This is a genomic window from Salinibaculum sp. SYNS191 (assembly GCF_037338445.1).
Classification (GTDB): Archaea; Halobacteriota; Halobacteria; order Halobacteriales; family Haloarculaceae; genus Salinibaculum; species Salinibaculum marinum.
This window is the reverse complement of sequence record NZ_CP147838.1, coordinates 1,248,289-1,271,669: the sequence shown is the minus strand read 5'-3', so window position 1 is coordinate 1,271,669 and position 23,381 is coordinate 1,248,289. Positions and strand designations below refer to the sequence as shown.

At 66.1% G+C, this 23,381-nt stretch carries 22 protein-coding genes; 14 read left to right on the top strand and 8 right to left on the bottom strand.

Annotated elements, in window-relative coordinates; genetic code table 11:
- Window positions 1-42 precede the first annotated feature (42 nt).
- Window positions 43-444, top strand: coding sequence for an acyl-CoA thioesterase (locus WDJ57_RS06855; protein ID WP_338905044.1), 402 nt, complete (start codon window positions 43-45; stop codon window positions 442-444).
- 9 nt (window positions 445-453) lie between these two features.
- Here WDJ57_RS06855 and WDJ57_RS06850 read toward each other — a convergent pair whose 3' ends face one another.
- Window positions 454-1,482, bottom strand: coding sequence for an LLM class flavin-dependent oxidoreductase (locus WDJ57_RS06850; RefSeq protein WP_338905043.1), 1,029 nt, complete (start codon window positions 1,480-1,482; stop codon window positions 454-456).
- A gap of 106 nt (window positions 1,483-1,588) precedes the next feature.
- On the opposite strand from WDJ57_RS06850, the gene WDJ57_RS06845 reads away from it, so the two are divergent.
- From WDJ57_RS06845 to WDJ57_RS06835, 3 genes are read left to right on the top strand one after another with little or no spacing between them, the layout of a single operon-like run.
- Window positions 1,589-1,903: an EthD family reductase gene (locus tag WDJ57_RS06845; protein ID WP_338905042.1), complete on the top strand. Its 315-nt coding sequence runs from the start codon at window positions 1,589-1,591 to the stop codon at window positions 1,901-1,903.
- Window positions 1,904-1,961: 58 nt separating this feature from the next.
- Window positions 1,962-3,122 (top strand): lipoate--protein ligase family protein, encoded by a 1,161-nt coding sequence (locus WDJ57_RS06840; protein WP_338905040.1) that lies wholly within the window; start codon window positions 1,962-1,964, stop codon window positions 3,120-3,122.
- Complete coding sequence (locus WDJ57_RS06835; RefSeq protein ID WP_338905039.1) at window positions 3,119-4,762, top strand: FAD-dependent oxidoreductase; 1,644 nt, start codon at window positions 3,119-3,121, stop codon at window positions 4,760-4,762. Before WDJ57_RS06840 ends, WDJ57_RS06835 begins: the two co-directional genes overlap by 4 nt.
- A gap of 99 nt (window positions 4,763-4,861) precedes the next feature.
- Here the strand turns inward: WDJ57_RS06835 and WDJ57_RS06830 are convergent, their stop codons facing one another.
- From WDJ57_RS06830 to WDJ57_RS06815, 4 genes are all read right to left on the bottom strand, one after another.
- On the bottom strand, window positions 4,862-6,037 hold the full coding sequence (locus WDJ57_RS06830) for an acyl-CoA dehydrogenase family protein (protein WP_338905038.1): 1,176 nt from the start codon (window positions 6,035-6,037) through the stop codon (window positions 4,862-4,864).
- Window positions 6,038-6,110: 73 nt separating this feature from the next.
- Entirely contained in the window at window positions 6,111-7,745 is a 1,635-nt protein-coding gene (locus WDJ57_RS06825; RefSeq protein ID WP_338905037.1) for a class I adenylate-forming enzyme family protein, read from the bottom strand.
- 12 nt (window positions 7,746-7,757) lie between these two features.
- Entirely contained in the window at window positions 7,758-8,174 is a 417-nt protein-coding gene (locus WDJ57_RS06820; RefSeq protein ID WP_338905036.1) for a nuclear transport factor 2 family protein, read from the bottom strand.
- 69 nt (window positions 8,175-8,243) lie between these two features.
- Window positions 8,244-9,455, bottom strand: a complete 1,212-nt coding sequence (locus WDJ57_RS06815) for a cytochrome P450 (protein WP_338905034.1) — start codon at window positions 9,453-9,455, stop codon at window positions 8,244-8,246.
- 179 nt (window positions 9,456-9,634) lie between these two features.
- Here WDJ57_RS06815 and WDJ57_RS06810 point away from each other — a divergent pair, with 179 nt between their 5' ends.
- On the top strand, window positions 9,635-10,816 hold the full coding sequence (locus WDJ57_RS06810) for an MFS transporter (RefSeq protein WP_338905032.1): 1,182 nt from the start codon (window positions 9,635-9,637) through the stop codon (window positions 10,814-10,816).
- On the opposite strand, the gene WDJ57_RS06805 is transcribed toward WDJ57_RS06810, so the two are convergent.
- Window positions 10,817-12,010 (bottom strand): cytochrome P450, encoded by a 1,194-nt coding sequence (locus WDJ57_RS06805; RefSeq protein ID WP_338905030.1) that lies wholly within the window; start codon window positions 12,008-12,010, stop codon window positions 10,817-10,819.
- 201 nt (window positions 12,011-12,211) lie between these two features.
- Between WDJ57_RS06805 and WDJ57_RS06800 the strand changes: the two genes are divergently transcribed.
- The 8 genes from WDJ57_RS06800 to WDJ57_RS06765 all read left to right on the top strand — a co-directional run bounded on the left by WDJ57_RS06800 (window position 12,212) and on the right by WDJ57_RS06765 (window position 19,831).
- Window positions 12,212-12,670 carry a MaoC family dehydratase gene (locus WDJ57_RS06800; protein ID WP_338905028.1) on the top strand — a complete coding sequence of 153 codons (459 nt, stop codon included), beginning with the start codon at window positions 12,212-12,214 and terminating at the stop codon, window positions 12,668-12,670.
- A gap of 1 nt (window position 12,671) precedes the next feature.
- A complete protein-coding gene (locus WDJ57_RS06795; RefSeq protein ID WP_338905026.1) occupies window positions 12,672-13,085 on the top strand; it encodes a MaoC family dehydratase in 414 nt (137 codons plus the stop codon).
- A 68-nt stretch (window positions 13,086-13,153) separates the two neighbouring features.
- The gene (locus WDJ57_RS06790) at window positions 13,154-14,479 is read left to right on the top strand and encodes an aspartate aminotransferase family protein (protein WP_338905024.1); all 1,326 of its coding nucleotides are present in this window, start codon (window positions 13,154-13,156) and stop codon (window positions 14,477-14,479) included.
- Between the two features lie 132 nt (window positions 14,480-14,611).
- Window positions 14,612-15,397, top strand: a complete 786-nt coding sequence (locus WDJ57_RS06785) for an SDR family NAD(P)-dependent oxidoreductase (RefSeq protein ID WP_338905022.1) — start codon at window positions 14,612-14,614, stop codon at window positions 15,395-15,397.
- An 82-nt stretch (window positions 15,398-15,479) separates the two neighbouring features.
- A complete protein-coding gene (locus tag WDJ57_RS06780; protein WP_338905020.1) occupies window positions 15,480-16,274 on the top strand; it encodes an electron transfer flavoprotein subunit beta/FixA family protein in 795 nt (264 codons plus the stop codon).
- Complete coding sequence (locus tag WDJ57_RS06775) at window positions 16,271-17,227, top strand: electron transfer flavoprotein subunit alpha/FixB family protein (protein WP_338905018.1); 957 nt, start codon at window positions 16,271-16,273, stop codon at window positions 17,225-17,227. The genes WDJ57_RS06780 and WDJ57_RS06775 overlap by 4 nt, the downstream gene beginning before the upstream one ends.
- A 9-nt stretch (window positions 17,228-17,236) precedes the next feature.
- On the top strand, window positions 17,237-19,354 hold the full coding sequence (locus WDJ57_RS06770; protein ID WP_338905016.1) for a (Fe-S)-binding protein: 2,118 nt from the start codon (window positions 17,237-17,239) through the stop codon (window positions 19,352-19,354).
- A gap of 75 nt (window positions 19,355-19,429) precedes the next feature.
- Window positions 19,430-19,831: a universal stress protein gene (locus WDJ57_RS06765; protein ID WP_338905014.1), complete on the top strand. Its 402-nt coding sequence runs from the start codon at window positions 19,430-19,432 to the stop codon at window positions 19,829-19,831.
- A 9-nt stretch (window positions 19,832-19,840) separates the two neighbouring features.
- Here WDJ57_RS06765 and WDJ57_RS06760 read toward each other — a convergent pair whose 3' ends face one another.
- Complete coding sequence (locus WDJ57_RS06760) at window positions 19,841-20,644, bottom strand: enoyl-CoA hydratase/isomerase family protein (protein WP_338905013.1); 804 nt, start codon at window positions 20,642-20,644, stop codon at window positions 19,841-19,843.
- Window positions 20,645-20,990: 346 nt separating this feature from the next.
- Window positions 20,991-22,688 (bottom strand): methylmalonyl-CoA mutase family protein, encoded by a 1,698-nt coding sequence (locus WDJ57_RS06755; protein ID WP_338905012.1) that lies wholly within the window; start codon window positions 22,686-22,688, stop codon window positions 20,991-20,993.
- 474 nt (window positions 22,689-23,162) lie between these two features.
- On the opposite strand from WDJ57_RS06755, the gene WDJ57_RS06750 reads away from it, so the two are divergent.
- Complete coding sequence (locus WDJ57_RS06750) at window positions 23,163-23,342, top strand: hypothetical protein (RefSeq protein WP_338905011.1); 180 nt, start codon at window positions 23,163-23,165, stop codon at window positions 23,340-23,342.
- The last annotated feature ends 39 nt before the right edge of the window (window positions 23,343-23,381 follow it).

Here is a 23,381-nt window from a genome sequence, read left to right as displayed (position 1 = left end):
GGAACACAATCCCTTTGCACCGCGGTCGTCTCCCTCCGACAGATGCCCTACGAGAGCACCTGGACGATTTACGCCGGCGACACCGACTACTCCGGTCGCATCTACACCCCGGTCGTCATCGACTACGTCATCAAGACCCTCGGTGAGTTCCGGGGCGGCGTCGGCTTTCCGAACGAACGCTTCGAAACTGGCCCCGTCGTGCCGCCGGCGCGGCACATCGACATCGACTACCTGGGCGCGATTCGCGTCGACGACGACCTGACCATCGCGCTGACCCCGACCATCGGAGAGACGTCCGTGACGCACGCGTTTACGGGGACTGTCGACGGCGACCCCGTTTTCGAGGGCGAACTGACGGTCGTCTACATCGATACGGAGACCGAAGCGCCAGTGCCGGTGCCCGAGGAACTGGTCCCCGAACTGGAGCGAATAGCCGGGCAGTGAGGGCAGCACTCAGGTAATCTGCGGGACGACCTCTTGCCCGAACAGTTCGATGGAGTACTTGAAGTCCTCGTAGTCGAGGCTCGGGAAGGCAGCCTGGTAGATGAAGTGCATGTCCTCGCCGAAGATGTCCTTGTACTCGTTGATCTTTTCGGCCATCTCGTCGGGGTCGGAGTAGAACATCGCGTTGGCGTCGTAGGCGTCGTGCAGCGCCCGCGGGTCGTCGATCTGGCCGGCCTCGTAGTACCAGTCGCCGTACTGGTCTTTGAACTGCTGCCAGTGCTTGCCGACGACCTCCTCGGGGTCTTTGCGGTCGTGGAGGAAGCCGCAGTTCCAGAGCACGAGTTGCTGGTCGTCGCGGGGTTTGTCGGCCTCGTCGACGGCGTTCCAGTAGACGTCGGTGCAGTTTTCGGCCATCTCCAGGCCGGTCAGCGCGCCGACGGAGTAGCCGTCGCCGATGCGGGCGGCCCGCTCGACCGCGGGTTCGGCGAACCCGCCGAGGACGATGTCGGGGCCGCCGTCCTGTTCGGGCTTGGGCGTCACGTCGACACCGTCGAACTCCCAGGACTCGTCGAGTCGGTCGTGGCCGTCGTGGACGAGCGGTTCGTCCCGCCAGGCTTTGCGGAGAATCTGAACCAGGTGGTGTAGTCGGAGCGGCCGTTCCTCCAGTGGCACGTCCATCACGTCGAACTCCTCGACGCGATACCCGTTGGCGACGCCGAAGGTCAGTCTGCCGTCGGCGATGTTGTCGACGACGGCCAGGTCTTCGGCGAGTCGCACCGGTTGCTTGTACATCGGTCCGAGCGCGACGTTGCTCCCGATTTCGATGTCGTCGGTCGCTGCGGCGAGCGCAGCGAGGAAACTGGTTACGGACGGATTGTACCCGCCGTCGGTGAAGTGGTGTTCCGATACCCAGACGCAGTCGAAGTTGTTGTCCTCCGCGACCTGTGCGAGGTCGAGCGATTCCTGATACAACTCGCTGTGTGACCTGTCGTCGTCGGGGTGCCTATCAGCCGTAAACGTGCCGAGTCCAACGTCCATGTGTTAACTCTCCGTGTGACTGGACGACCCGCTGACACATATAACTATGCGCAGTGAACACATACCACACATTTAAGAAGCTGTCAGATGATGTGACGATTGGACCATGAAAGTTGTCTACCTGGCGAAAGGCGTCGAGGACATGTCCCACGAGGAGGTACTGGAGTACTGGAAAAACGACCACGCGGAAATCGTCGAGGAGCTTCCGGGACTCCAGAAGTACACGCTCGGTGAGCCGCTACAACCGGAGGAGGTGGAGTGGGACGGTGTCGCGGAACTCTACTTCGAGTCGCCGCAGGCGATGCAGGAGGCCTTCGAGTCCGACGCCGGACAGCGAATGCTCGAAGACGGGCCGAACTTCACGATGGAATCTCCCCAGATAAACATCCCCTGCGAGGAGGTCGTGCTCTACGAGGAGTGAGTGACGGGAACGGCCTGGCAGAAGGTTTAATGTCGAACCACGAAAGTGTCTAGCCGTTATGGTACGACGTATCGACGTTTCCGGGGAGACTGTCGGGTACTGGGCCGCCATGGACGAACTGATGGCAAAGCAGATGTACGACGGCACGTTCGAACCGACCGTCGTCGTGATGCACTGGGACGCGGACACTCCCTGCCTAGACCTCGGGACGTACGAGGACGCCGCCCGCCTAGACGTCGACCTGGCGCGCGAGGAGGGGTTCGCCGTGGGCCGGCGCTACGCGTTCGCCGGCGGAACGGCCGTCCACACGCCGGATTTTCCGAACTACATGCTCTACTACCGCGCCGAGGACACGGACATCGTCACCGAGGCCGACCGGAGCGGCTACGCCAACGTCGACGCGCTGGAGACGGTCGGACTCGAAGCCGAGTACGACTCCATCGGTGACGTGGAAATCGTCAAAGACGACATGAAGGTGAAGGTCATGGCCGGGTCGGCCGCGACCTACCACCACTCCGACCTCTGGGTGTCGACGGACTCGGTCATCTGGGACTTCCCGCCCGAGGGGCGGATTCTCGACGAGGCGCTGAGCGTGCCGCCGGAGAAGTTCGAGGACAAGGACACCGACACGCTCACCGGGCGGATGCAACCGCTCTCGGAGGTACTCGACGAACTCGGCGTCGAGACGACCCGTGAGGCCATCATCGACGAACTCGTGGCGGAGAACGTCGCGGCGACGATCGGCGAGGACGCCGAGGTCACGCAGGCGGAGTGGTCGGACGAGGAGGCGGCGTTCATCGAACGCCTCGCACCCTACTTCGAGACGGACACCTGGATAAACCGCGTCTCCTCGACGCGGATGTGTCACAACGTCGACCCCGACTTCGAGTTCGGCGAGGCCGCCTACAAGGCGCGCAAACTCATCAACATCAGCCTCGTGCGCGACGACGACGGCCTGATTCACGACATCACGATCTCCGGCGACATGTACGTCCGGCCCCAGCCGACTGCCACAGCACCCGGCATCATCGAGACGCTCGAATACGAACTGCGGGGGCTGGACCCCACCGACGAGGCGGCGCTCGTCGACGCCGTCGCCGAGGTCTTCGACCGGCCGAACCACGAAGCGCCGGGCATCGACCCGGAACACGTCGCAGACCCCATCGCGCGCGCCGCGGAGAACACGGTTCCGGTCCGCGAGCATCTCGAGGCGCAATGACGGCCGACGGAGACGCCGAGCGGGACGTCGTGGTCGTCGGGTCTGGCGTCGGTGGTATGGCCTGTGCGGTGACTGCTGCCGTCGAAGGAAACTGCTCGGTTACCGTGCTGGAGAAGGCACCCGTGCTAGGTGGGTCTAGCGGGCTCTCAGGGGCGCAACTGTGGGTGCCGGCGAACCACCTGATGCAGGCCCGCGGCATCGACGACTCCGTCGAGCAGGCCGTCGCCTACCTCGGCGACCTCGCGGGGTCGTTCTACGAGAACCCCGGGGCAGCACGCTGGTTCGCCGAGCACGCCAGCGAGGCCATCACGTACTTCGACGACGTGGCCGACCTCGACGTCCAGATCATCGAGGGCATCCCGGACTATCACACGGACGCGGCGGGAGCCAAAGCCGGCGGGCGTTATCTCGAACCGGAACCGCTCGACAGCGCGGCGGTACCGGACTGGGCGGACCTCCCCGATTCGCCGCACCTGCCCGGCGGCGTGACGACGACAGAGATTCTGGCGTGGGGCGGCGCGCTCACGCCGGGTTCGTGGGACTGGGACACGATACAGCAGCGCCGCGCGGACGGCGTCGTCACGATGGGCACCGCGCTCATCGGCTACTTCCTCCGGGCGGCCGATGCACACGACGTCGACGTGCGGACCGACGCCGGCGTCACCGGCCTGCTGACCGAGGGCGACGCGGTCGTCGGCGTCGAAGTCGACGGCGACGACGGCCCAGAGCGCGTCCTGGCGCGCGAGGGCGTCCTCCTGAACACCGGCGCGTACGACTGGAACGAGGCGATGGTCGAGAACTTCGAGGGCACGCCCGCCGACGACGTGGTGTCGGCCGCGATGCCGACTGCGACCGGCGACGGCCTGCGCATGGCCGCACTGGAGGGCGCGAAACTCGGCGTCTACCCGCCGGTCGGCGGCGCGAAGGGATTTTTCATCGAGGTGCCCGACCGGGAGTTCCTCGGGGCGCCGCTGTATCGCTACTGCTACAACGTCGGGTTGCCCCACGCGCTGGCAATCGACAGCGACGGCGAGCGGTTCTGTGACGAGTCGTTCTACCCGAAACAGGCGGGCGAGTTCTACGACCCGACCGGCGAGTACGAGTCGTTCCCTCACTACATGGTCTTCGACGAGACCTACCGCCAGACCTACGGGCTCGGGAACTACCGGCCCGGGACCGACTACCCCGAGTCGTTCCTCGCGGGGTCGGCCGACAGCCTCGCCGGGCTGGCCGACCAGCTCGACGTCCCCACGGGCGCGCTCGAATCGACGGTCGACCGGTTCAACGAGCACGCACGCGAGGGTACCGACCCCGACTTCGGCCGCGGCGAGAACGAGTGGGCTCACGTCTGGTGTGGCGACCCGGACCACGAGCCCAACCCGAACCTGGGGCCGCTCGACGACCCCCCGTACTACGCGGTGCGGCTGTACGTCGGCCTCTCCAGCATGAGCAACACCGGACTGGTCACCGACCGCGCGGGCGCGGTTCTGGACTGGAACGACGAACCCATCGACGGCCTCTACGCGACGGGGTCGGTCACGGCCCCCGTCGAGTGGGGCGTCGGCTACCAGAGCGGCCTCCAGAACGCCCGGTCGCTGACCTACGGCTACCTCGCCGGCCTCGACATGGCGGAAAAATAGCGCTGCGGCGCTGCTTTTTCATACTGTCGGCTATAAGCGCGTGAAGATTTCCGCCACCCAATGGTGTCGAAATCCTTCACGTAGTTATAACCAACAGTATCAGTCGTTGTACGACCGCGGCAGGCCCAGGGAGTGCTGGCCGATGTGGTTGAGAATCATCTCCTCGGAGACGGGCCCGGTGCGCTGGTGGCGGGCGACGCCCCAGGCGGCCGAGATGCCCATCTCGGAGCTGGCGGACATGCCGCCGTGGGTCGTCATCGACGCCTCGCAGGCCTCCCAGGCGGCCTTGCAGGCGAGGTAGTTCGCGACGTTCGACACCTCGCCGACGTCGCCGACCTGGTTGTCGTACTGCCAGGCAGCCTTGCGGAGTTGCGTGCGGGCCGACTCCATCTTGGCGTGGGACTCGGCGAGCGGGTGCTGAATCGCCTGGTGGGCGCCGATGGGCTCCGACCAGACCTCGCGGTCCTTGGCGTACTGGACGGCCTTGTCCAGCGCTTCCTTGCCGGCACCCCACGCCGACAGCGCCGCCGTGATGCGCTCGACGTTGAGCATGCCGAACATCTGGTACATCCCCTTCCCGACCTCGCCGAGCACCTGGTCTTCGTCGACGCGCAAGTCTTCGATGAACAGGTCGTAGGTCGGTTCCGTGTAGTAGATGTCCAGCGGAATCTCGCTGTACTCGATGCCGTCCGCCTCGGGGTCGACGATGAACATCGTGATGCCGTCGAACTTCGAGTCGGCCTCGTCGAAGGGCTTCGTGCGGGCGATGAGCAGGAGGTGGTCGGCGAAGTCCATCCCGGAAATCCACTGCTTGCGGCCGTCGATGACGTACTCGTCGCCCTCCTTCTCGGCCATCGTGGAGATGCGCGAGGAGTTCAGCCCGGCGTCGGGTTCGGTCATCCCCAGCGCCCAGACGTCCTCGCCGTGGGCGATACCGGGAATGTACTCCTCTTTCTGTGCCTCCGTCCCGTTCTCGACCAGGCTGATGCCGCCGAAGACCGTGCTCATGGTGAACCGGAACGTCGTCTCCCACGCGTGGCCCTCACACAGCGCCTCCATGATGACGACCGTATCCAGCAGGTCCAGTCCCTGGCCGCCGTACTCCTCGGGCAGGGGTGCGCCGAACCAGCCGCCGGCAGCGAGGTCCTCGAAAATCTCCTCCGGCGGGCGTCGCTTCTCGTGGACGTCCTGCCAGTAGTCGTTGTCGTAGTCTGCTGTAATATCTCGGACCGCACTCTTCATCATCTCGTGTTCCTGGGAGAGACCGAAGTCCATAGCAGTCACCGGAGAGTTGTGCCGAAAAACAATAAGCGTTTGTCGTGGCGATTCCCGGCGGCCGGTTGCGGTCTCACACCTCCCGGACGCGCTCGCTCTCCTCGACGTCCCACTCCTCGATTTCCGCGCGGACGATCTTCCCCGTCGCGGACCGGTCGAAGGTCCCGGGGTCGACGAACTTGATGTAGTGGGGAAGCTTGTAGCGTGCCAGGTCGGCCTCGACGAGGTCCATCAGTTCGGCGCGGAGCGCGTCGGGGTCCTCGACGTCGGTAGCCCCGACGACGGCCCGGGGCACCTCCCCCCAGTCGGGGTCGTCCGCACGCACCACGATGACCTCCTCGACGGCGTCGTGAGTGATGAGGAGCTCTTCGAGTTCCGCGGGGTAGACGTTCTCCCCGCCCGGCTTGATGAGGTACTTCCGGCGGCTGACGAAGCTGTAGGTGCCGTCGTCGTGGCGCTGGAAGACGTCGCCGGTGCGGAACCAGCCGTCGCGGAAGTCCTCCCCGTTGGCGTCGGCGTTGCGGACGTACCCGCTACACAGCGACGGCCCACGGACCGCCATCTCGGCCTCCTCGGCGTCGGTCTCGTCCCAGCGGTCGTCGACGAACGTCACGTCGATGAACGACGTCTCGTGTTTCCGCAGCACCTCCTCGTCGGGGGCGACGCCGACGGGAATCTTGCTCCCCGAGGCCGCGTGGCCGTCCTCTGCCGCGCCGTAGGTGTTCTGGAACGGGGCGTCGAAGGTCTCCGTGATGCGCTTGATGCGCTCCGGTTCTATCATGTCCGGGAGCGCGCCCATCGTCCGTATCTCGGGGAAGTCGTCGGGGCCGAGGCCGCGCTCGTCGACGTGGTCGGCCAGGCGTTCGACGACGCCCGGGACGAGAAAGAGCCAGCTGATGGGTCGGTCGGAGTCGCGGACGACGTCGGTGATGCGCTCCGGGTCGAAGCCGTCGATGGGGTAGTAGGTGCCACAGTGGACGGCGGTGAGTCCAATCCAGGTGACGCCCGCCGGGTGGAACATCGGCCCCCAGGCGGGGTAGTTGTCGCCGCGGTCGAGGCCGTAGTCGATGGTTATCTGGACGACGCGGCTCAGAATCGCGCGGTGGCTGACGACGACGCCCTTCGGGAGCCCGGTCGTCCCCGAGGTGTTGAGGACGGCAAAGCCCTGCTCGGGGTCGACGCGCTGGTCGGGCAGCGGGTCGGTCGCCGCCCCGCTCTCGACGAGGGTGTCCAGCGAGACGTCACCGTCGCCGTCGTAGCCGGCGACCTCCGGCGTGGCCTCGCCGTCGGCGACGACCCAGTCGGCCTGCTCGGTGAAGCGCTCGGAGACGAAGAGGACGTCGGGGGTCACGAGGTCGGCGCAGTGGACGAGTTCCTCGCGTTCGAGTCGCCAGTTCAGCGTCGCCAGCAGGCACCCCAGTTTCGCGCAGGCGTAGGCCAGTACCACCGTCTCGCCGCGGTTCTCCGAGAGCACGGCCACGGTCGATTCGCCGGGTACGGCACCGCGGTCCCGGAGTGCGTTGGCGAGGCGGTCGGAGCGTTCGTCGAGTTCGGCGTAGGTCAGTGCCAGGCTGCCGTCGTCGACGGCGACGCGGTCGGGGTGCATCCGGGCGGTCTTGCGGAGCTGGTCGCCCAGCGTGAACGAGCGCGACTGCCGGACGAACGATTCGGTGTCCTCCAGGCCGAGGTCGAAGTTGTAGTCAGTCATATCGAGCGCCGGTCAGACGTGATAGCCCGCGGTGTCGTGTTCGATGCCCATGTCCATCGCCGAAATCTTCCACTCGCCGTCGACCCGGCGGTACTCGTCCTCGTACCAGCCCATGACGTGACCCTCGGAGCCGTCGGGCGCGACGTAGAAGACGAGCATGTACCACTTCCCGGTGGCTTCGTCCCCGTCGAGTTCTATCTCGGGCATCTGGACGGTGTGGAGACTGAACTCGTACTCGACGTTGTCCCGCCAGTACTCGTAGACCTCCTGCGCGCCGTGTCTGTCGCCGGCGCGGTACTTCACGAGGGCGTCCTCGGTGAAGATGTCGTGGGCGCGCTCGTAGTTCTCGTAATCGATGGCGCGGCTGTACGCGCCTCGCAATTCGTGGATTTCGAGGCGGTCGAGCGCCTCCCGTGCCGGGTCACTCATAGCTCGAATAGCTCTCGACAGCGTCATAAACACTTCGGGGCCGGGAGGGCCGTCTAGGTGGGGGCGGCGTCAACTCCGGACGCGAATCGGTAGCTGCCGCGGGCCGTATATCTCGGAGCTGACGAAGGGGTCGATTTCGTCAGCAGTGACCTCCCAGCCGTCGACGCGGTCCAGGAACTTCTCGAAGAACACCCGCGCCTCCATGTTCGCCAGCGGCGCACCGAGACAGTAGTGGATGCCCTTGCCGAAGGGAATCGGCTCTCTCTCGTAGGTGCGGCCGGGCCGGAACTCGTCGGGGTCGTCGAACACCTCCGGGTCGCGGTTGGCGGCGCTGAGCCAGCCGACGATGCGCTGTCCCTCCTCGATTCGCACCCCCGCGATTTCGGTGTTCTGCGTCGCGATGCGCTTGCCCGGCATCACGGGCGACCGGTAGCGCAGGACCTCCTCCAGTGCGTCCATCAGCGGTATCTCGCCGGTCTGCAGGTCCTCGACGATGTCTTCCTCGTCGAACGTCCAGACGGCGTTGGCGAGGTACTGCGTGGTCGTGACGTTCCCCGCGATGAGCAGCATCGAGAGGTTCGCCAGGACGTTGCTCCGGTCGACGAGGTCAGACTCCCGCTCGGACCGGATGTGGTTCATGATGATGTCCTCCATCGGACTCGCCTCCCGGCGGTCGATTTCGGCCTGAAACAGCTCCTGGAGTTCTCCCATGGCCTTCCCCTGTTTCTTTTCGAGTGCTGCGAACGCCTCGGGGCTGTTGTCCTCGGGGGCCGTCGCCAGCGTCGCCGACCACTTGCGGAACGTGTCCATCCTCTCCGCGGGGACGTTCAGCAACTCGGCGATGATCAGAATCGGGAGCGGCTTGGCGAACTCCTCGACGAAGTCGATGTGGTCGTCGCCCGCGAGCGCCCCGTCCAGCAACTCGTCGACGCGGGCCTCGATTTTCGGCCTGTAGCGCTCCTTCAGGAAGCCCGGCTGGAAGTAGTCCTGTGCCATCCCGCGGAGTTCGGAGTGAATCGGCTCGCCGGTGCTCAACAGCGAGCCGTTGATGTAGGACGTGTTCCGGCGGGTGAACCGCTCGTGTTGGGTGATGGACTCGACGACGGCGTCGTAGCCGACGATGTCGTAGGTGTCCCGCTGCGGGTCGTAGCGCAACGGTGCCTCCTCGCGTATCTCGGCGAAGAACGGATACGGGTTCAGCTGGCCCTCCCTGTCGGCTATCTCGTGGGGAATCCACGGTTTCTCGCCGCCAGCCTCGCCACGCTCGTCAGTCTCTGACATACTCTACGTCGAGACAGTGAGTTAATAAATCTACTTCCTAGATGGGTCTCGCGCCGCTCTGGGCGTGCGTGTCCCCCGACTAGACGCGCGTCGGCGACTCCACCCGCGCGTCGGCGACTCCACCGGTGCCCCACTCGCACGTGCGACTCTTTTATGTTCGCCGGGAGTGGGGCTAGCCCGTGGGAGACGAACAGAACGACGGCCGCCGCCGCACGCTGTACGTTCTCGCGAGTGGCAACTTCGCGCAGTTCGGCACTCGCATCCTCATCGGCGCGCTGGTGCCGTTCATCCTCATCGACTTCCAGACGACGAAGGCGAGCATCGGCCTGGCACTCACCGGGATGTGGGCCGTCTACGCGCTGTTCCAGTTCCCCAGCGGGGTACTGGCCGACCAGTACGGCGAACGGCAGTTGCTGTTGCTCGGGCTGTCCGGCTCTGCCGTGGGCGTCGTGCTGGTCGCCGTCGCGCCGTCCCTGCCCCTCTTCGCCCTGCTCTTGCTCGTTCTCGGGGCCGGGACGGGGCTGTTCTACCCGCCTGCCTCGGTCCTCGTCACCCGCCTCTACGACGACCACGGCGGCGCAATCGGGACGCTCGCCGCGTTCGGGACGTTCGCAGGGCTCGTCTACCCCGCGGTCGGCGGGCTGGCGGCCGAGCACGTCGGCTGGCGCGTCGTTCTCGCGCTCACGGCGGTGTTTACCGGCGTCGTCATCCTCACCACCGCACGCGTCGTCCCCCGTGTCCCGCCGGTCAACGACGGAACCGCACTCCGGGACAGTATCGACCTCGGCGAGTACCGGGCGCTGCTCGCCCGTCCCGCGCTGCTCTATACGATTGCGATGGCGGTCGTGTTCATCTTCACGTTCCAGGGACTCTCCTCGTTCTACCCGACCTTCCTCTTCGAGTATCACGGCATCGACCGCGGCGTCGCCGGTGCGATGCTGGGCGGGGTTCTCGGCGTCTCCTCGGTCGCCCAGCCAGTCGCCGGCCGCCTCTCGGATTCCTTTTCCAGAGACGGCATGCTCGTCGTGAGCATCGTGCTCCTCGTCACCAGCCTCACGGTGTTGCTGACCGTCCAGTCGCTGGCGGGCGCGCTCGTCGGCTCGGTCGTTCTCGGCACAGGCCTCTCGTTCCCGGGGCCGCTGCAGGCCCGCTTCATGGACTTGCTCGGCGAGTCGGAACGGGGCTACGGCTTCGGTCTCGTCAGGACGGTCTACATGTTCCTGGGCGCGTCGGGAAGTGTCGCGGTCGGCACGGTGGCCGACGCGAGCGGGTGGATACCTGCCTACAGCCTCGTCGCGGGACTGCTCGGTGTCTGTCTCCTCCTCATCCTCGGTAACCGACTGTTCGCGCTCGGTCTGTAGTCAGGTCTGGAGCGTCACCGGCAGTTCCGCCGCGCCGTAAATCTCCGGGCTGAAGTACGGCTCTATCGCGTCGGTCGCGAGCGACGCCCCTTCGATTCTGTCCAGCAATTCGTCGAACAGCGTCTCCGCCTCCAGGTTCGCCAGCGGCGCGCCGAGGCAGTAGTGGATGCCCTTGCCGAAGGGAATGGGGTCCTCGTGGTAGGTCTGGGTCGGGTCGAACTGCCCGGGGCGTTCGAAGGCGTCCTCGTCGCGGTTGGCCGAACTGAGCCAGCCAGCGACGAGTTCGCCTTCGGGAATCTCGACGCCGCCGAGTTCGGTGTCGCGCTGCGTGATGCGCTTCTGTGGCATCACCGGCGTCCGGTAGCGCAGCACCTCCTCCAGCGCGTCCCCGAGGGGTATCGTCTCCCCCTGCAACTCCGGGATAGTGTCCTCCTCGATGAACGTCCACAGCGCGCTGGTCATGTACGCCGTCGTGGTCACGTTGCCGGCGACGAGCAGCATGCCACAGCAGGCGACGGTGTTCTCGCGCTCGATGCGGTCGTACTCTTTCTCCGCCTGGACGAACTTCGTGATGAGGTCGTCTTTCGGGGTCTCCTCGCGGCGCTCGATGGCGTCGTGGAAGAAGTCGTAGAGGCTGTCGATGGCAGCCATCATGCGCTCCTGGACTGCCTGTTTGGCCTCCTCGGTCGGTTCCGAGGGCGCGCCGATGAGCGACGTCGACCAGTCCCGGAACATGTCCATCTTCTCGCCGGGGACGCCGAGAATCTCGGCGATGACGAGTATCGGGAGCGGTTTGGCGACTTCCTCGACGAAGTCGAACGAACCGTCGCGGGCGACGGCGTCGTCGACGAGCGCTTCGACGTGTTTCTCGACGGCCGGGCCGTAGTTCTCCTGGACGTACGACGACCGGAAGTAGTTCTCCGCCATGCTCCGCAATTCCGTGTGAATCGGCGGGTCGCGGCTCATCCACGCCCCGTCGAGGAAGGAGGTCCCCTCCTTGCCGAAGCGCTCGTACTCGACGGTCATCTCGACCACCTCGTCGTAGTGGAAGACGTCGTAGGTCCCGCGCGTCTCGTCGTAGCGGACCGGTCCCTCCGCCCGCATCTCTCTGAACCAGGGATACGGGTCGCGCTGGCGCTCCTTCGTTGCCAGTTCCGACGGCATCACAGCGAGTGCTCTGCTATCGTTTCCCATACACCGACTCCTGTTCCAGCTGTCATCAACGTACCGCCGGCGTAGGTGACCTGCCCGTTGACCTAGACGCGCACGCCGCCCGAGCAGCCCCAGGTGGCGAAAGTCCGTCCCGGCGGCCGCCGGCCACTCGCCCACCACGACGTACGTCCGGTCGTCCCCCTTCCGGACACGTTTAAGACGGTGACGCCCGACGCTCCGAGCATGGTAGCCAGCGAGCTAGCGGGAACGGAAATCCCGGGCGGGGAGTTCGAGGTCGAGGGCTGGAAGGCGCACCTCTGGGCCGACGCGACCCGCGAGGACGAGGATGCGTTCCGGTACGACGAGGACGCCGAGGCGAAAGGCGAGCCGGGCCAGCTCGTGCCCCACTCGATGTGCCAGCACATCGTCTTCGAGGCCACCGGCGGCATCGAGGCGACGATGAGCCGACTCACGGACGACTGGAAGAGCGGGGCCGCACTCGGTGGCCTGCGCGTCGACTTCCACGGGCCGATAGAGACGGCGACAACGTTGCGCGTCGAGGGAGAGATAACCGACGTGGTGGAGAAGGAGGGCTCCTCCGGCGGTCTCACCATCGTCACCCACGAGTACGCCGTGTCGACGGCCGACGGCGACCCGGTGTACGACCTGGCGGCCGACATGGTCCTCATGGAGGACGCCTGAGATGGGGTTCGACGACCTCTCCGTCGGCGACGAACTCGTGACGACGGTCGAAGACCTCCGCGGCGAGGACATGAAACTCATCGCGGCGCTCCTGCAGGACCCCTACCCGCCACACTACGACCCGCGGCGCGCCGAGGAACTCGGCTACCCGGGACTGCTCAACCAGGGGCCGGCCAACCTCGCCTACATGCTCCACCCCATCCTCCGCGAGGCGGCCGCGCCCTCGCGTCTGGAGAGCTTCGACACGCGATTCCACGCGATGGTGTTCGAAGGCGAGACGGTGACGGCGACGGCGACAGTCGAGGCGACGACGCCGGAGAGCGACGGCGGTGGGCTGGTCGAGTTCGCCGTGGAACTCACGAAGGAAAACGGCGAGACGGCCGTCGACGGGACGGCGACGGCCCGCTTCGACTAGGCGGACGTCTCCGCGTCGCGTGTCAACGTGACCCAAGAGTTAATACCGGATTCACCCCTTGCTGGCGTATGAGCAGCCAGCGAGAGCACGAGGAGTCGGCAGACCTCATCGAGCGCGCGAAGCGTGTGACACCCGGCGGTATCAACTCGACGTCGCGGACGCAGATGATGGAGGACCGGGACGGGAACCCGGTCTGCTTCGAGCGCGCGAGCGGTGCGGAGGTAATCGACATGAGCGGGAACCGCTACATCGACTACAACAACGCGTGGGGGCCGATAATCCTCGGGCACTGCGACGAGGACGTCGACGAGGCGGTCGCGGCGGCGAGCGAGCGACGGGACATCGTCGGGATGAGCACGAGCGAACTCGAAGTCCGCGCGGCCGAACTCGTCGCCGAGCGCGTCCCGAGTGCCGACAAGGTGCAGTTCGGGACGACGGGGTCCGAGGTGGTCGCCCACGCGATTCGCACCGCCCGCGCGGAGACCGGCCGCGAGAAGATAATCAAGTTCCAGGGCAACTACCACGGCTGGTACGACCCGGTCGCGCTGAACTACATCTCCGCGCGGGAGAACCTCGGCCAGCACGACGTCATCACGACCGGCCTGCTCCCGGAGGCGACCGAGGAGACAATCGTCCTGCCGTACAACGACCTCGACGCCGTCGAGGCGGCCTTCGAGGAACACGCGGGCGAGATTGCGGGCGTCATCCTCGAACCGGTCGCACACGACATGGGCTGTATCCCGCCGGTCGACGGCTACCTCCAGGGGCTTCGCGACCTGACCGACGAGCACGGGGCCTTGCTCATCTTCGACGAGATAATCACGGGCTTTCGCCACGGGATGGGCGGCGTCCAGGAACGTGAGGGGGTCGTCCCCGACCTGACGACGATGGCGAAGGCCGTCGCGAACGGGTACCCGGTCTCGCTGCTGTGTGGCAGAGAGGAGTACATGCGCCAGTTCGGCCCCGGCGAGCGCGGCGGCAGCGTCTACTTCGCGGGCACCTACAACGCCCACACGGCCGGCATGGCAGCGGTCGTGGAGACCATCACGCAACTGGAGGAACGCGGCGTCCACGACCGCTTCGACGAGGTGCGGACGAGACTCGCCGACGCCATCCGCGACCACCTGGCAGACGCCGGAGTCGAGGGGTTCGTCCAGGAGTACGGCGGCATCTTCGCGACCTACTTCGGCGAGGGCCCGGTCACGAAGTACCGCGACCTGCTCGACCTCGACGACGAGCGCTTCACCGAGTACCGCTGGGAGATGATAGACCGCGGCGTGTTGATGGTCTCGAAGTTCCCGCGTGCGAATCTGCTGAACGCGAGCCTCACCGACGACCACGTCCGGGAGACCATCGAGGCGGCGGGCGAGGCCATCCGCGCGGTGTCGGACTGAGCCGACCGGCACAGTACACGGGACACGGAGGCGGGCGACCGTCTCCCGGCCGGAATCGACTCCGTCGAGGCGCGCCCGGAACCGCTCCCGACCGCCGGTGCAGATAAGAGCACAGGACTGCAACCCGCCGCTATGCCGACCTCACAGTTCAGCGTCGCCGACCGGACGGCGGTCGTCACCGGCGGGTCCAGCGGTATCGGCCGCACAATCGCGGAGCGGTTCGTCGCCGACGGCGCGAACGTCGTCATCTGCTCGCGGGAGCAGGCGCGCGTCGACAGCGTCGCGGACGACCTGCCCGACGATACCGCCGGTGCTATTCACCCAGTCGAGTGCGACGTGCGCGACCGGGAGGCGGTCGACGCGCTCGTCGATGCGGCCGTCGAGGCCTTCGGCGGCGTCGACGTCCTCGTCAACAACGCCGGGACGAACTTCGCCAGCGAGTTCGACGACATCAGCCCCAACGGCTGGGAGACGATTCTGGACATCAACCTCACGGGCACCGTCAACTGCCTCCAGGCGGTCGGCGCGGAGATGCGTGCCGGCGGCGGGGGAGCCGTCGTCAACCTCTCCAGTTTCGTCACGCACTTTCCCTCGCCGCGCCAGAGCCACTACGGCGCGGCGAAGGCGGCCGTCTCCCATTTGACGGGAACGGTCGCCTACGAGTGGGCCGACGACGACATCCGGGTCAACGCCGTCGCGCCCGGCGTCGTCCTCACGCCCGGCGTCGAACACGTCCTCGACAGGGACGTCTCCGACGTGCCGGACAGGGGGACCGTCGACCGGCAGGTCGGCTATCCCGAGGAAATCGCGGACCTCGTCCAGTTCCTGGTCAGCCCCGCGGCGTCGTACGTGACCGGCGAGGTGGTCGATATCAGAGGCGTCCCCCAGTCTCTCAACCTCGACGACCGGTTCCCCTAGTCGCGACGGAACCGGCCACCGGCTGACGGTTCTGAACCCCGGAAACGCAATATTTAATCGGAACGGACACGGCCTCATTGATGTGAAAGTGCTAGTCACAGTCAAGGAAGTGGCAGTCGTCGGTGACGAGTTCGAACTCGACGGACTCGGCATCGACGACCGGTATCTCACCTACGAACTCAACGAGTGGGACGACTACGCCGTCGAGGAGGCCGTCCAGCTCGCCGAGGCCGGTGACGACGTCGAAGTCGTCGTCGCGACCATCGGGCCCGAGCGCAGCGAGGAGACGGTCCGCCAGGCGCTCGCGAAGGGCGCCGACCGCGCCATCAGAGTGTGGGACGACAGCCTCGCCGACCTGGACGTGCTCGACCCGGCGACGAAGGCGACCCTGCTCGCGGCCGTCGTGGCCGACGAGGACCCGGACCTGGTCCTGACGGGCGTCCAGGGCGGCGACGACGCCTACGGTGCGACCGGCGTCGCGCTCGCGCGCGAGGTGGACTACGCCTGGGCGGCGGTCGTCAACGACCTCGACGTGGGCGACGACCACGAGACGGCGGCCGTCCACCGCGAACTCGAAGGCGGCGTCGAGGAGCTGACCGACGTCGACCTCCCCGCGGTGTTGACCATCCAGACGGGTATCAACGACCCGCGCTACGCGAGCCTGCGCGGCATCCGCCAGGCCCAGTCCAAACCGCTCGACGTGCGAACGACCGACGATATCGGTATCGACGTCGCGGCGCTGGACGACGCCCTCACGCTGACCGACGTGTACGAACCGGAGACGGAGTCCGACGCGACCGTCTTCGAGGGCGACGCGGGCGAGACCGCCGACCAGTTGGGTGACCTGCTCGCGGACAAGGGGGTCGTCGACGGATGAGCGACGTCCTCGCCGTCGCGGAACACCGCCAGGGGGAACTCCGCGACGTGAGCCTCGAACTCGTCACGGCGGGCCGTGACCTGGCCGAACAGACCGGCGGCGACCTCCACGTGGCTGTCGTCGGTGGCGCTGTCGACGAATACGCGGACGCCCTCGACCGCGAGGGTGTCGACGCCATCCACACCGTCGCCCACGGCGACGAGTTCAACCACGACGTCTCCACCCAGGCCGTCGAGCAACTGGTGGCGGCCGTCGACGCGGCCTTCCTGCTCGTCCCGCACTCGGTCAACGGGATGGACTACGCGCCGGCGGTCGCGGCCGGTCTCGACCGCCCGCTCGCGACCGACGTCGTCGGTCTCGACTACGACGACGGTCTGACGGTGACCCGGGAACTCTACGGCGGCAAGGTCGAGGGGACCGTCGACGTCGAGGACGACTGGGCCGTCCTGACCGTCCGCCCGGCGGAGTGGCCGGTGGCCGAGGAACCCGGCGACGCGACCGTCGAATCGTTCGACGCGTCCATCGACGACGGGGCCGTCCGGACGACCGTCAACGGCTTCGAGGAGGTCGCGGGCGGGGACGTCGACATCGGCGAGGCGGAGTTCATCGTCTCGGTCGGCCGGGGCATCGACGAGGAGGAGAATATCGCACTCATCGAGGACCTGGCGGATGCCCTCGGTGCGACACTGGCTGCGTCCCGGCCGATCGTGGACAACGGCTGGCTGCCGAAGAACCGCCAGGTCGGGCAGTCGGGCAAGGTGGTCACGCCGGACGTCTACATCGCCATCGGCATCTCCGGGGCGGTCCAGCACGTCGCCGGCATGAAGGGCGCCGAAACCATCGTCGCCATCAACACCGACCCGGACGCGCCCATCTTCGACATCGCCGACTACGGCATCGTCGACGACCTGTTCGACGTCGTGCCGGAACTCATCGAGACCGTCGAGGGGTAGTCACGCGCCATGGTGCTGCCGATACTCCAGACAGAGGTGACCCGGCCGACGTACTGGCAAATCAGTACGACCGGCAAGGCCGTCTTCTACTTCCTAGCCGCGCTGACCGTGCTGGTCTTCGTCGTGGGGGTCGCCCAGCGAATCCGCCGCTACCAGCGTGCCAGCGAGGAGCCGATTCCACGTATCGGCGACCTGCCGGGGACCGTCACCGGCGGCGCGGTCACGCTCGTCACGAACGTCAAACTGTTCGACCGGGACTTCTACGCCGGTCTCTGGCACGTCTTCGTGTTCTGGGGCTTTCTGACGCTGCTCATCGCGACGACCATCCTCGCCATCGACATCGACATCTACCGGCCGCTGACCGGCGACTCCTTTTTCGTCGGCGACTTCTACCTCTCGTACTCGTTCGTCGTCGACGCGATGGGGCTGCTGTTCGTCGTCGGCGTCGCGACCGCAATCTACCGCCGGCACGGAATCTCGCTCGACCGCCTGTGGGGGCCCTACAGCGGGCGCGAGGACGTCCTCTTCCTCTGGACGCTGTTCGTTCTGGGCGTCGGCGGCTACCTGCTGGAGGGGCTCCGGATTCTCGGCCAGGGGTTCCCCGACTTCGAGACGGTGAGCTTCGTCGGCTACTTCCTCGCGATGCTCGGGGCGGGTGCCGGCATCTCCGAGGGCACCGCGACCGCGGCCTATCCGCTCGTCTGGTGGTCCCACGCACTGCTCGCGTTCTGGTTCGTCGCGTGGATTCCCTACGGCAAACCGTTCCACATGCTGGCCTCGGCGGCGAACGTCATGGCCAGCGACGACGACGCCGGCAGGCGATTGCCCGGCGTGCCGCTGGACCCGGCCGCGGACACGGCGCTGGAGGACGTCGACGACTTCTCCTGGAAGCAACTGCTCGACCAGGACGCCTGCACGAAGTGTGGCCGCTGCTCGTCGGTCTGTCCCGCGAACGCCTCCGGTCGGCCGCTCGACCCCCAGGAGGTTATCCTCGATCTGAAGACCTACCGGGAGGAGCGGGACGCCGGCGGGGAGGAGCTGCCCATCATCGCCGACGGCGGTACCTCGGTGATTGCGTCGGAGACGATGGAGTCCTGTATGGCCTGCATGGCCTGTATGGACGCGTGTCCGGTGGACATCGAGCACCTGACCCACTTCACGGACATGAACCGCCAGCTCACCGAACAGGGCGACGTCGACGGGAACGTCCAGGACGTCTACCAGAACGTGATGCAGCAGGGCAACACCTTCGGCGACAGCGCCCGCTCGCGGCCCGACTGGACCGGGGACCTCGACTTCGAGATTCCCGACGCGCGAGAGGAGGAAGTCGAGTTCCTCTGGTACGTCGGCGACTACCCAAGCTACGACGGCCGGAATCAGGAGGTTGCGAAGTCACTCGCCCGCGTCTTCGAGGCGGCCGACGTCAGCTACGGCATCCTCTACGAGGACGAGGTGTACGACGGCAACGACATCCGGCGGCTGGGCGAGGAGTTGCTGTACGTCGAACAGGCGTCACAGCTCATCGCCGCCTTCGAGGAGTGCGAGTTCGAGCACGTCGTCTGCACGGACCCCCACTCCTACAACACCATCACCAACGAGTACTCCGACATCGACTTCGCCGAATTCGCGGACGACCCGATGCTGGAAGCGCCGGTCGAGGGGTACTGGAACGCCGACGGTGAAATCGGGGTTCACCACTACACCCAGGTCGTCGAGGACCTCGTCCAGTCTGGCCAGTTGTCTGTGCCCGGTTCGCTCGACCACACCGTGACGTACCACGACCCGTGTCACCTGGGGCGGTACAACGACGAGTACGAAGCGCCGCGGGAACTCGTGCGAGCGACGGGCTGTGACCTGCACGAGATGCCGCGCAATCGCGCGGAGAGTTTCTGCTGTGGCGGCGGTGGCGGCGGCCTCTGGATGGACCTCGAGGAGGAATCGAAACCCAGCGAGGAACGCCTGCGGGAGGCCCTCGAAGACACCGACGCCGGCGCGGCCGTCGAGAAGTTCGTCGTCGCCTGCCCGATGTGCATGACGATGTACGAGGACGGCCGCAAGACCGGCGGCTACGAGGACGCCCTCGAAATCGTCGGTCTCACGGAACTGCTCGCGGAAGCCGTCTCCTGAAGCGCGGACCCGCCCCGCGTTTCGACCATCTGCACAGCCGATACGTATTTGAGACGGCTGGCCGAACGGACACGCATGACCGACGTCCTACTCGGAATCGACCAGAACGTCGACCGCGCAGTGACCCAGGCGGAAACGATGCTCGACCTGTTCGACGCGACTGACCTCGACGCGAATCTGCTCCACGACTTCGTCGACAACCCGGAGGGTGCGTCCGTCAAACAGGTCGATTCGGTCAAGCGCGCACGCGACATCCTGGAGGACGCCGGTGCCGCCGTCACTCTCCGCGAGGGCAGCGGCGACCCCGCGCAGTCGATACTCGACATGGCGGAACAGCTGGACGTCGACCTGATATGTATCGCCGGACGGAAACGCTCGCCGGCCGGCAAGGCGCTCTTCGGGAGCGTCTCACAGTCGGTGATACTGAACGCCGAGCGGCCGGTGCTGACGTGTGGCTCGCCGGGCGACGAAGCGTAGGCGACCCCGCTACCGGTCGTACTCGGGGTCGCGGCCCTCCTGCATCGCCGCGACCGCCTCCTCGTGCTCGGGGTCGTTGACGCACTCCCACTGGTAGTCGATTGCCCGCTCGCAGTGGTCCGCGAACGACGTGCCGGCGCCGACGAGCCGGTTCGTCCGCTGGACGGCCACGGCCGGCTTGTCGGTCACCGTCTCGGCGAACTCCCGCGCCGCCCCGACGACGTCTTCGGCGACGCCGCTGACCAGTCCCAGGTCCTCGGCGTCCTCGGGCGTGATTTTCTCGCCCGTCAGCAGGTACTCGCGGGCCTTCGACTCGCCGATGAGCTTCGGGAGCAGCCACGCGCCGCCGTCGCCGGGCACCAGCCCGACGGTGACGAACCCCTCGGTGAAGTAGGCGTCGGGCGCGACGTAGCGGACGTCACAGGCGAGCGCGAAGTCACAGCCGGCCCCGATGGCCGGGCCGTTGACCGCGGCGACGCTCGGCTTCCCGAGCGAGCGGAGCTGTCGGACGACGGCCTGGACCTTCTCCAGGAAGGCCCCGTACTCCGCCTTGGACTGTGCGGACCAGTCGGGCATCGTCGACACGTCGGCACCGGTACAGAATCCGTCGCCTTCGCCCGTCAGCAGGAGCGCGTAGACCGCGTCGTCCCGCCTGGTGCGCCCCAGCGCGTCGTTCAGTTCCTCTATCATCGCCTCGGTGAACGCGTTGTAGACGTCCGGTCTGTCGAGGGTCAGGGTCGCGACGCCGCCGTCGACGGCGTAGGTGATATGTTCGTACACGCTGGTCTCCACGCCCGCTATCGCCTTTGTCATTACGGAGTCCTGGTGCATCGCACACTGTGTGGCGCCGGCGCGGCACCGCCGCTCGTCGGCAGCGCGGGTGAACCGACCGCGAAGCGGGCGGTCGGTTCGTCGTTACATGTCACCGTACCCGGTTCGAGGGGGAGAGTGTCTACCACCGGAACTCGAACGACACGTTTGAACCGGGCTCTGGTTGGGTGGGGGTTCGACGAGGCTCGTGGTGGCCGGCCTCGGCCGCTCTGTTCGCGGCGGTTCACGCTTTGCTATCTCGGTATATAATAATTCCTCCCGTCCTGGCGTCTAGTTCGCCCTAGACGGTGCGACCGGCCGCCGCAAGACCCGGGAAAAGAAGCGCCCGCTAGGCTGTCAGGAGACTGCTCTTGTAGGCCCCGTGGTGGTCTTCGAGCACCTTCATGATCTCCTCCATCGTGGCGTAGGCCTTGACCGCGTCGATGATCGGCGGCATCACGTTCTCCTCGTTCTCGACGGCCGCGGAGAGGGCGTCGAGTCGCTCCTGTACCTCGTCGTCGTTGCGCTCAGCCTTGACCTCTTCCAGCCGGTTCAGTTGTGTCTCGGAGACCTCGTCGCTGACGTGGAGGAGTTCGGGGTCGGTCTCCTCCTCGATGGTGTACTCGTTGACGCCGACGACGACTTCCTCGCCCGCCTCGACGCGCTGCTGGTACTCGTAGGAGGCGTCCTGAATCTCGCGGTCGAAGTAGCCGTCCTCGATGCCGTGGAGGACGCCGTCGCGGACGGAGCCGTCGCCCATCTCACGGATTTCGCCGATGTAGGCCATGATCTCCTCTTCCATCTCGTTGGTCAGTTTCTCGATGGCGAAGGAGCCTCCCATCGGGTCGACGATGTCCGCCGCGCCCGACTCCTCGGCGATTATCTGCTGGGTGCGCAACGCGACGCGGACCGCCTCCTCGCTGGGGAGTGCCAGCGCCTCGTCGTAGCTGTTGGTGTGGAGACTTTGCGTCCCGCCGAGGACGCCGGCGAGCGCCTGGATGGTGACGCGGACGATGTTGTTGAGCGGTTGCTGGGCGGTGAGTGACTGCCCCGCCGTCTGGGTGTGGAACTTCATCCGCTTTGACTCCGGGTTCTCGGCGTCGTACCACTCGTCCATGATACGGGCGTAGACGCGGCGCGAGGCCCGGAACTTGGCGATTTCCTCGAAAATCGAATTGTGCGAATTGAAGAAGAAGGACAGTTGCGGGCCGAACTCGTCGATGTCGAGACCCCGCTCCAGACAGTCCTCGACGTAGGCGAACCCGTCGGCCAGCGTGAACGCGGCCTCCTGGGCCGCCGTCGACCCTGCCTCGCGGATGTGATAGCCGGAGATAGAGACCGGGTGGAACTTCGGCGTCTCCTCGATGGCGAACTCGATGGTGTCGGTCACCACGTCGAGCGACGCCTCGGGTGGGAGCACCCACTCCTTCTGTGCGATGAACTCCTTGAGCATGTCGTTCTGGAGGGTCCCCCGGATGTCCTCGCGCGGGACGCCCTGCCGGTCGGCCAGTGCGACGTACATCGCGTAGATGACCGCCGCGCTCGGGTTGATGGTGAACGACGTCGACACGTCGCCGATGTCGATGCCGTCGAACAGAATCTCCATGTCGCGCAGCGTGTCGACGGCGACGCCCTCCTTGCCGATCTCCCCGTCGCTCATCGGGTTGTCGGAGTCGATGCCCATCAGGCTGGGCATGTCGAAGGCCGTCGAGAGCCCGGTCTGGCCCTCGTCGATGAGATAGTGGAAACGCTCGTTGGTCTCCTCGGCCGTTCCGAACCCGGCGAACTGGCGCATCGTCCACGTCCGCCCCCGGTACATCGTCGGATAGGGACCCCGCGTGTACGGTTCCTCGCCGGGGAACCCGAGGTCGTCCTCGAAGTCGACGTCGGCGATGTCCTCGGGGGTGTACAGCCGGTCGACCTCGTGGTTCGAGACGGTCGCAAAGCGGTCCTTGCGCTCGCCCCGTTCGAGAAACGGCTCCAGCGTCTCCGCCTCCCACTCCTCGCGGGATTTGCGTATCTCGTCGAGATTGTCCTCGTCGAACATTGGTACCAGTAACCGGGTCTCGAATAGACAAAAATATTTGCTCTCTACTACCGGGCTAGGTACGACGACGTAACCCGAACCGGACGCTGCCTCGTTTTCCCCCTCCAGTGTTCGACCGATGTGCGTCCACGCAGGCCGTCACCGATGTTCGAATTGGCAATCTCCGAAGCAGAAAACAAATACAAGTACGTAAAACCCAATATACTCTGAAATAGCGGATTTTAAGGTGAGAAAAACACGTAAAACAAATAGAAGGGGGTTTTTTGAGAACAAATAAGGGATATTTGAGCCCATATAGAAATATTAACAGTCGTACAAATCTAAAATCGTCTTTTTACTACGAATATCGCACGACTCGGGATTATTCTACGTTCGGCGATGCCACTTCAGCGCCCTGACTGGGGAGAACGTGGACGAGGGAGCGCGCGAGCGCATCGGCGGCAGTGTTATATGTTAACTCGCCGAACGGTTCACATGGCCCACGTTCCAGAGGAGCCCAAGCGCTACGTCTGTACGAACTGCCAGATAACCCACGCGGGGACGCCGATTCACGCGTCCGCAAGCGAGCACAGCTTCGAACCCCCGGAGTCGTGCGGCGGGTGTGGTGAGTCCTCGTTCGTCGCGCTCACCGACTGGGTACACCACCACGACTGAACGCGCGTAATGGCTACCGCTGCCGCGCGTAGCGGCAGC

Coding starts and splice junctions, on each gene's coding strand:
- WDJ57_RS06855 (WP_338905044.1), top strand. CDS start 43: ATGCCCTACGAGAGCACCTGGACGATTTACGCCGGCGACACCGACTAC.
- WDJ57_RS06850 (WP_338905043.1), bottom strand. CDS start 1,482: ATGGACGTTGGACTCGGCACGTTTACGGCTGATAGGCACCCCGACGAC.
- WDJ57_RS06845 (WP_338905042.1), top strand. CDS start 1,589: ATGAAAGTTGTCTACCTGGCGAAAGGCGTCGAGGACATGTCCCACGAG.
- WDJ57_RS06840 (WP_338905040.1), top strand. CDS start 1,962: ATGGTACGACGTATCGACGTTTCCGGGGAGACTGTCGGGTACTGGGCC.
- WDJ57_RS06835 (WP_338905039.1), top strand. CDS start 3,119: ATGACGGCCGACGGAGACGCCGAGCGGGACGTCGTGGTCGTCGGGTCT.
- WDJ57_RS06830 (WP_338905038.1), bottom strand. CDS start 6,037: ATGGACTTCGGTCTCTCCCAGGAACACGAGATGATGAAGAGTGCGGTC.
- WDJ57_RS06825 (WP_338905037.1), bottom strand. CDS start 7,745: ATGACTGACTACAACTTCGACCTCGGCCTGGAGGACACCGAATCGTTC.
- WDJ57_RS06820 (WP_338905036.1), bottom strand. CDS start 8,174: ATGAGTGACCCGGCACGGGAGGCGCTCGACCGCCTCGAAATCCACGAA.
- WDJ57_RS06815 (WP_338905034.1), bottom strand. CDS start 9,455: ATGTCAGAGACTGACGAGCGTGGCGAGGCTGGCGGCGAGAAACCGTGG.
- WDJ57_RS06805 (WP_338905030.1), bottom strand. CDS start 12,010: ATGGGAAACGATAGCAGAGCACTCGCTGTGATGCCGTCGGAACTGGCA.
- WDJ57_RS06800 (WP_338905028.1), top strand. CDS start 12,212: ATGGTAGCCAGCGAGCTAGCGGGAACGGAAATCCCGGGCGGGGAGTTC.
- WDJ57_RS06795 (WP_338905026.1), top strand. CDS start 12,672: ATGGGGTTCGACGACCTCTCCGTCGGCGACGAACTCGTGACGACGGTC.
- WDJ57_RS06790 (WP_338905024.1), top strand. CDS start 13,154: ATGAGCAGCCAGCGAGAGCACGAGGAGTCGGCAGACCTCATCGAGCGC.
- WDJ57_RS06785 (WP_338905022.1), top strand. CDS start 14,612: ATGCCGACCTCACAGTTCAGCGTCGCCGACCGGACGGCGGTCGTCACC.
- WDJ57_RS06775 (WP_338905018.1), top strand. CDS start 16,271: ATGAGCGACGTCCTCGCCGTCGCGGAACACCGCCAGGGGGAACTCCGC.
- WDJ57_RS06770 (WP_338905016.1), top strand. CDS start 17,237: ATGGTGCTGCCGATACTCCAGACAGAGGTGACCCGGCCGACGTACTGG.
- WDJ57_RS06765 (WP_338905014.1), top strand. CDS start 19,430: ATGACCGACGTCCTACTCGGAATCGACCAGAACGTCGACCGCGCAGTG.
- WDJ57_RS06760 (WP_338905013.1), bottom strand. CDS start 20,644: ATGACAAAGGCGATAGCGGGCGTGGAGACCAGCGTGTACGAACATATC.
- WDJ57_RS06755 (WP_338905012.1), bottom strand. CDS start 22,688: ATGTTCGACGAGGACAATCTCGACGAGATACGCAAATCCCGCGAGGAG.
- WDJ57_RS06750 (WP_338905011.1), top strand. CDS start 23,163: ATGGCCCACGTTCCAGAGGAGCCCAAGCGCTACGTCTGTACGAACTGC.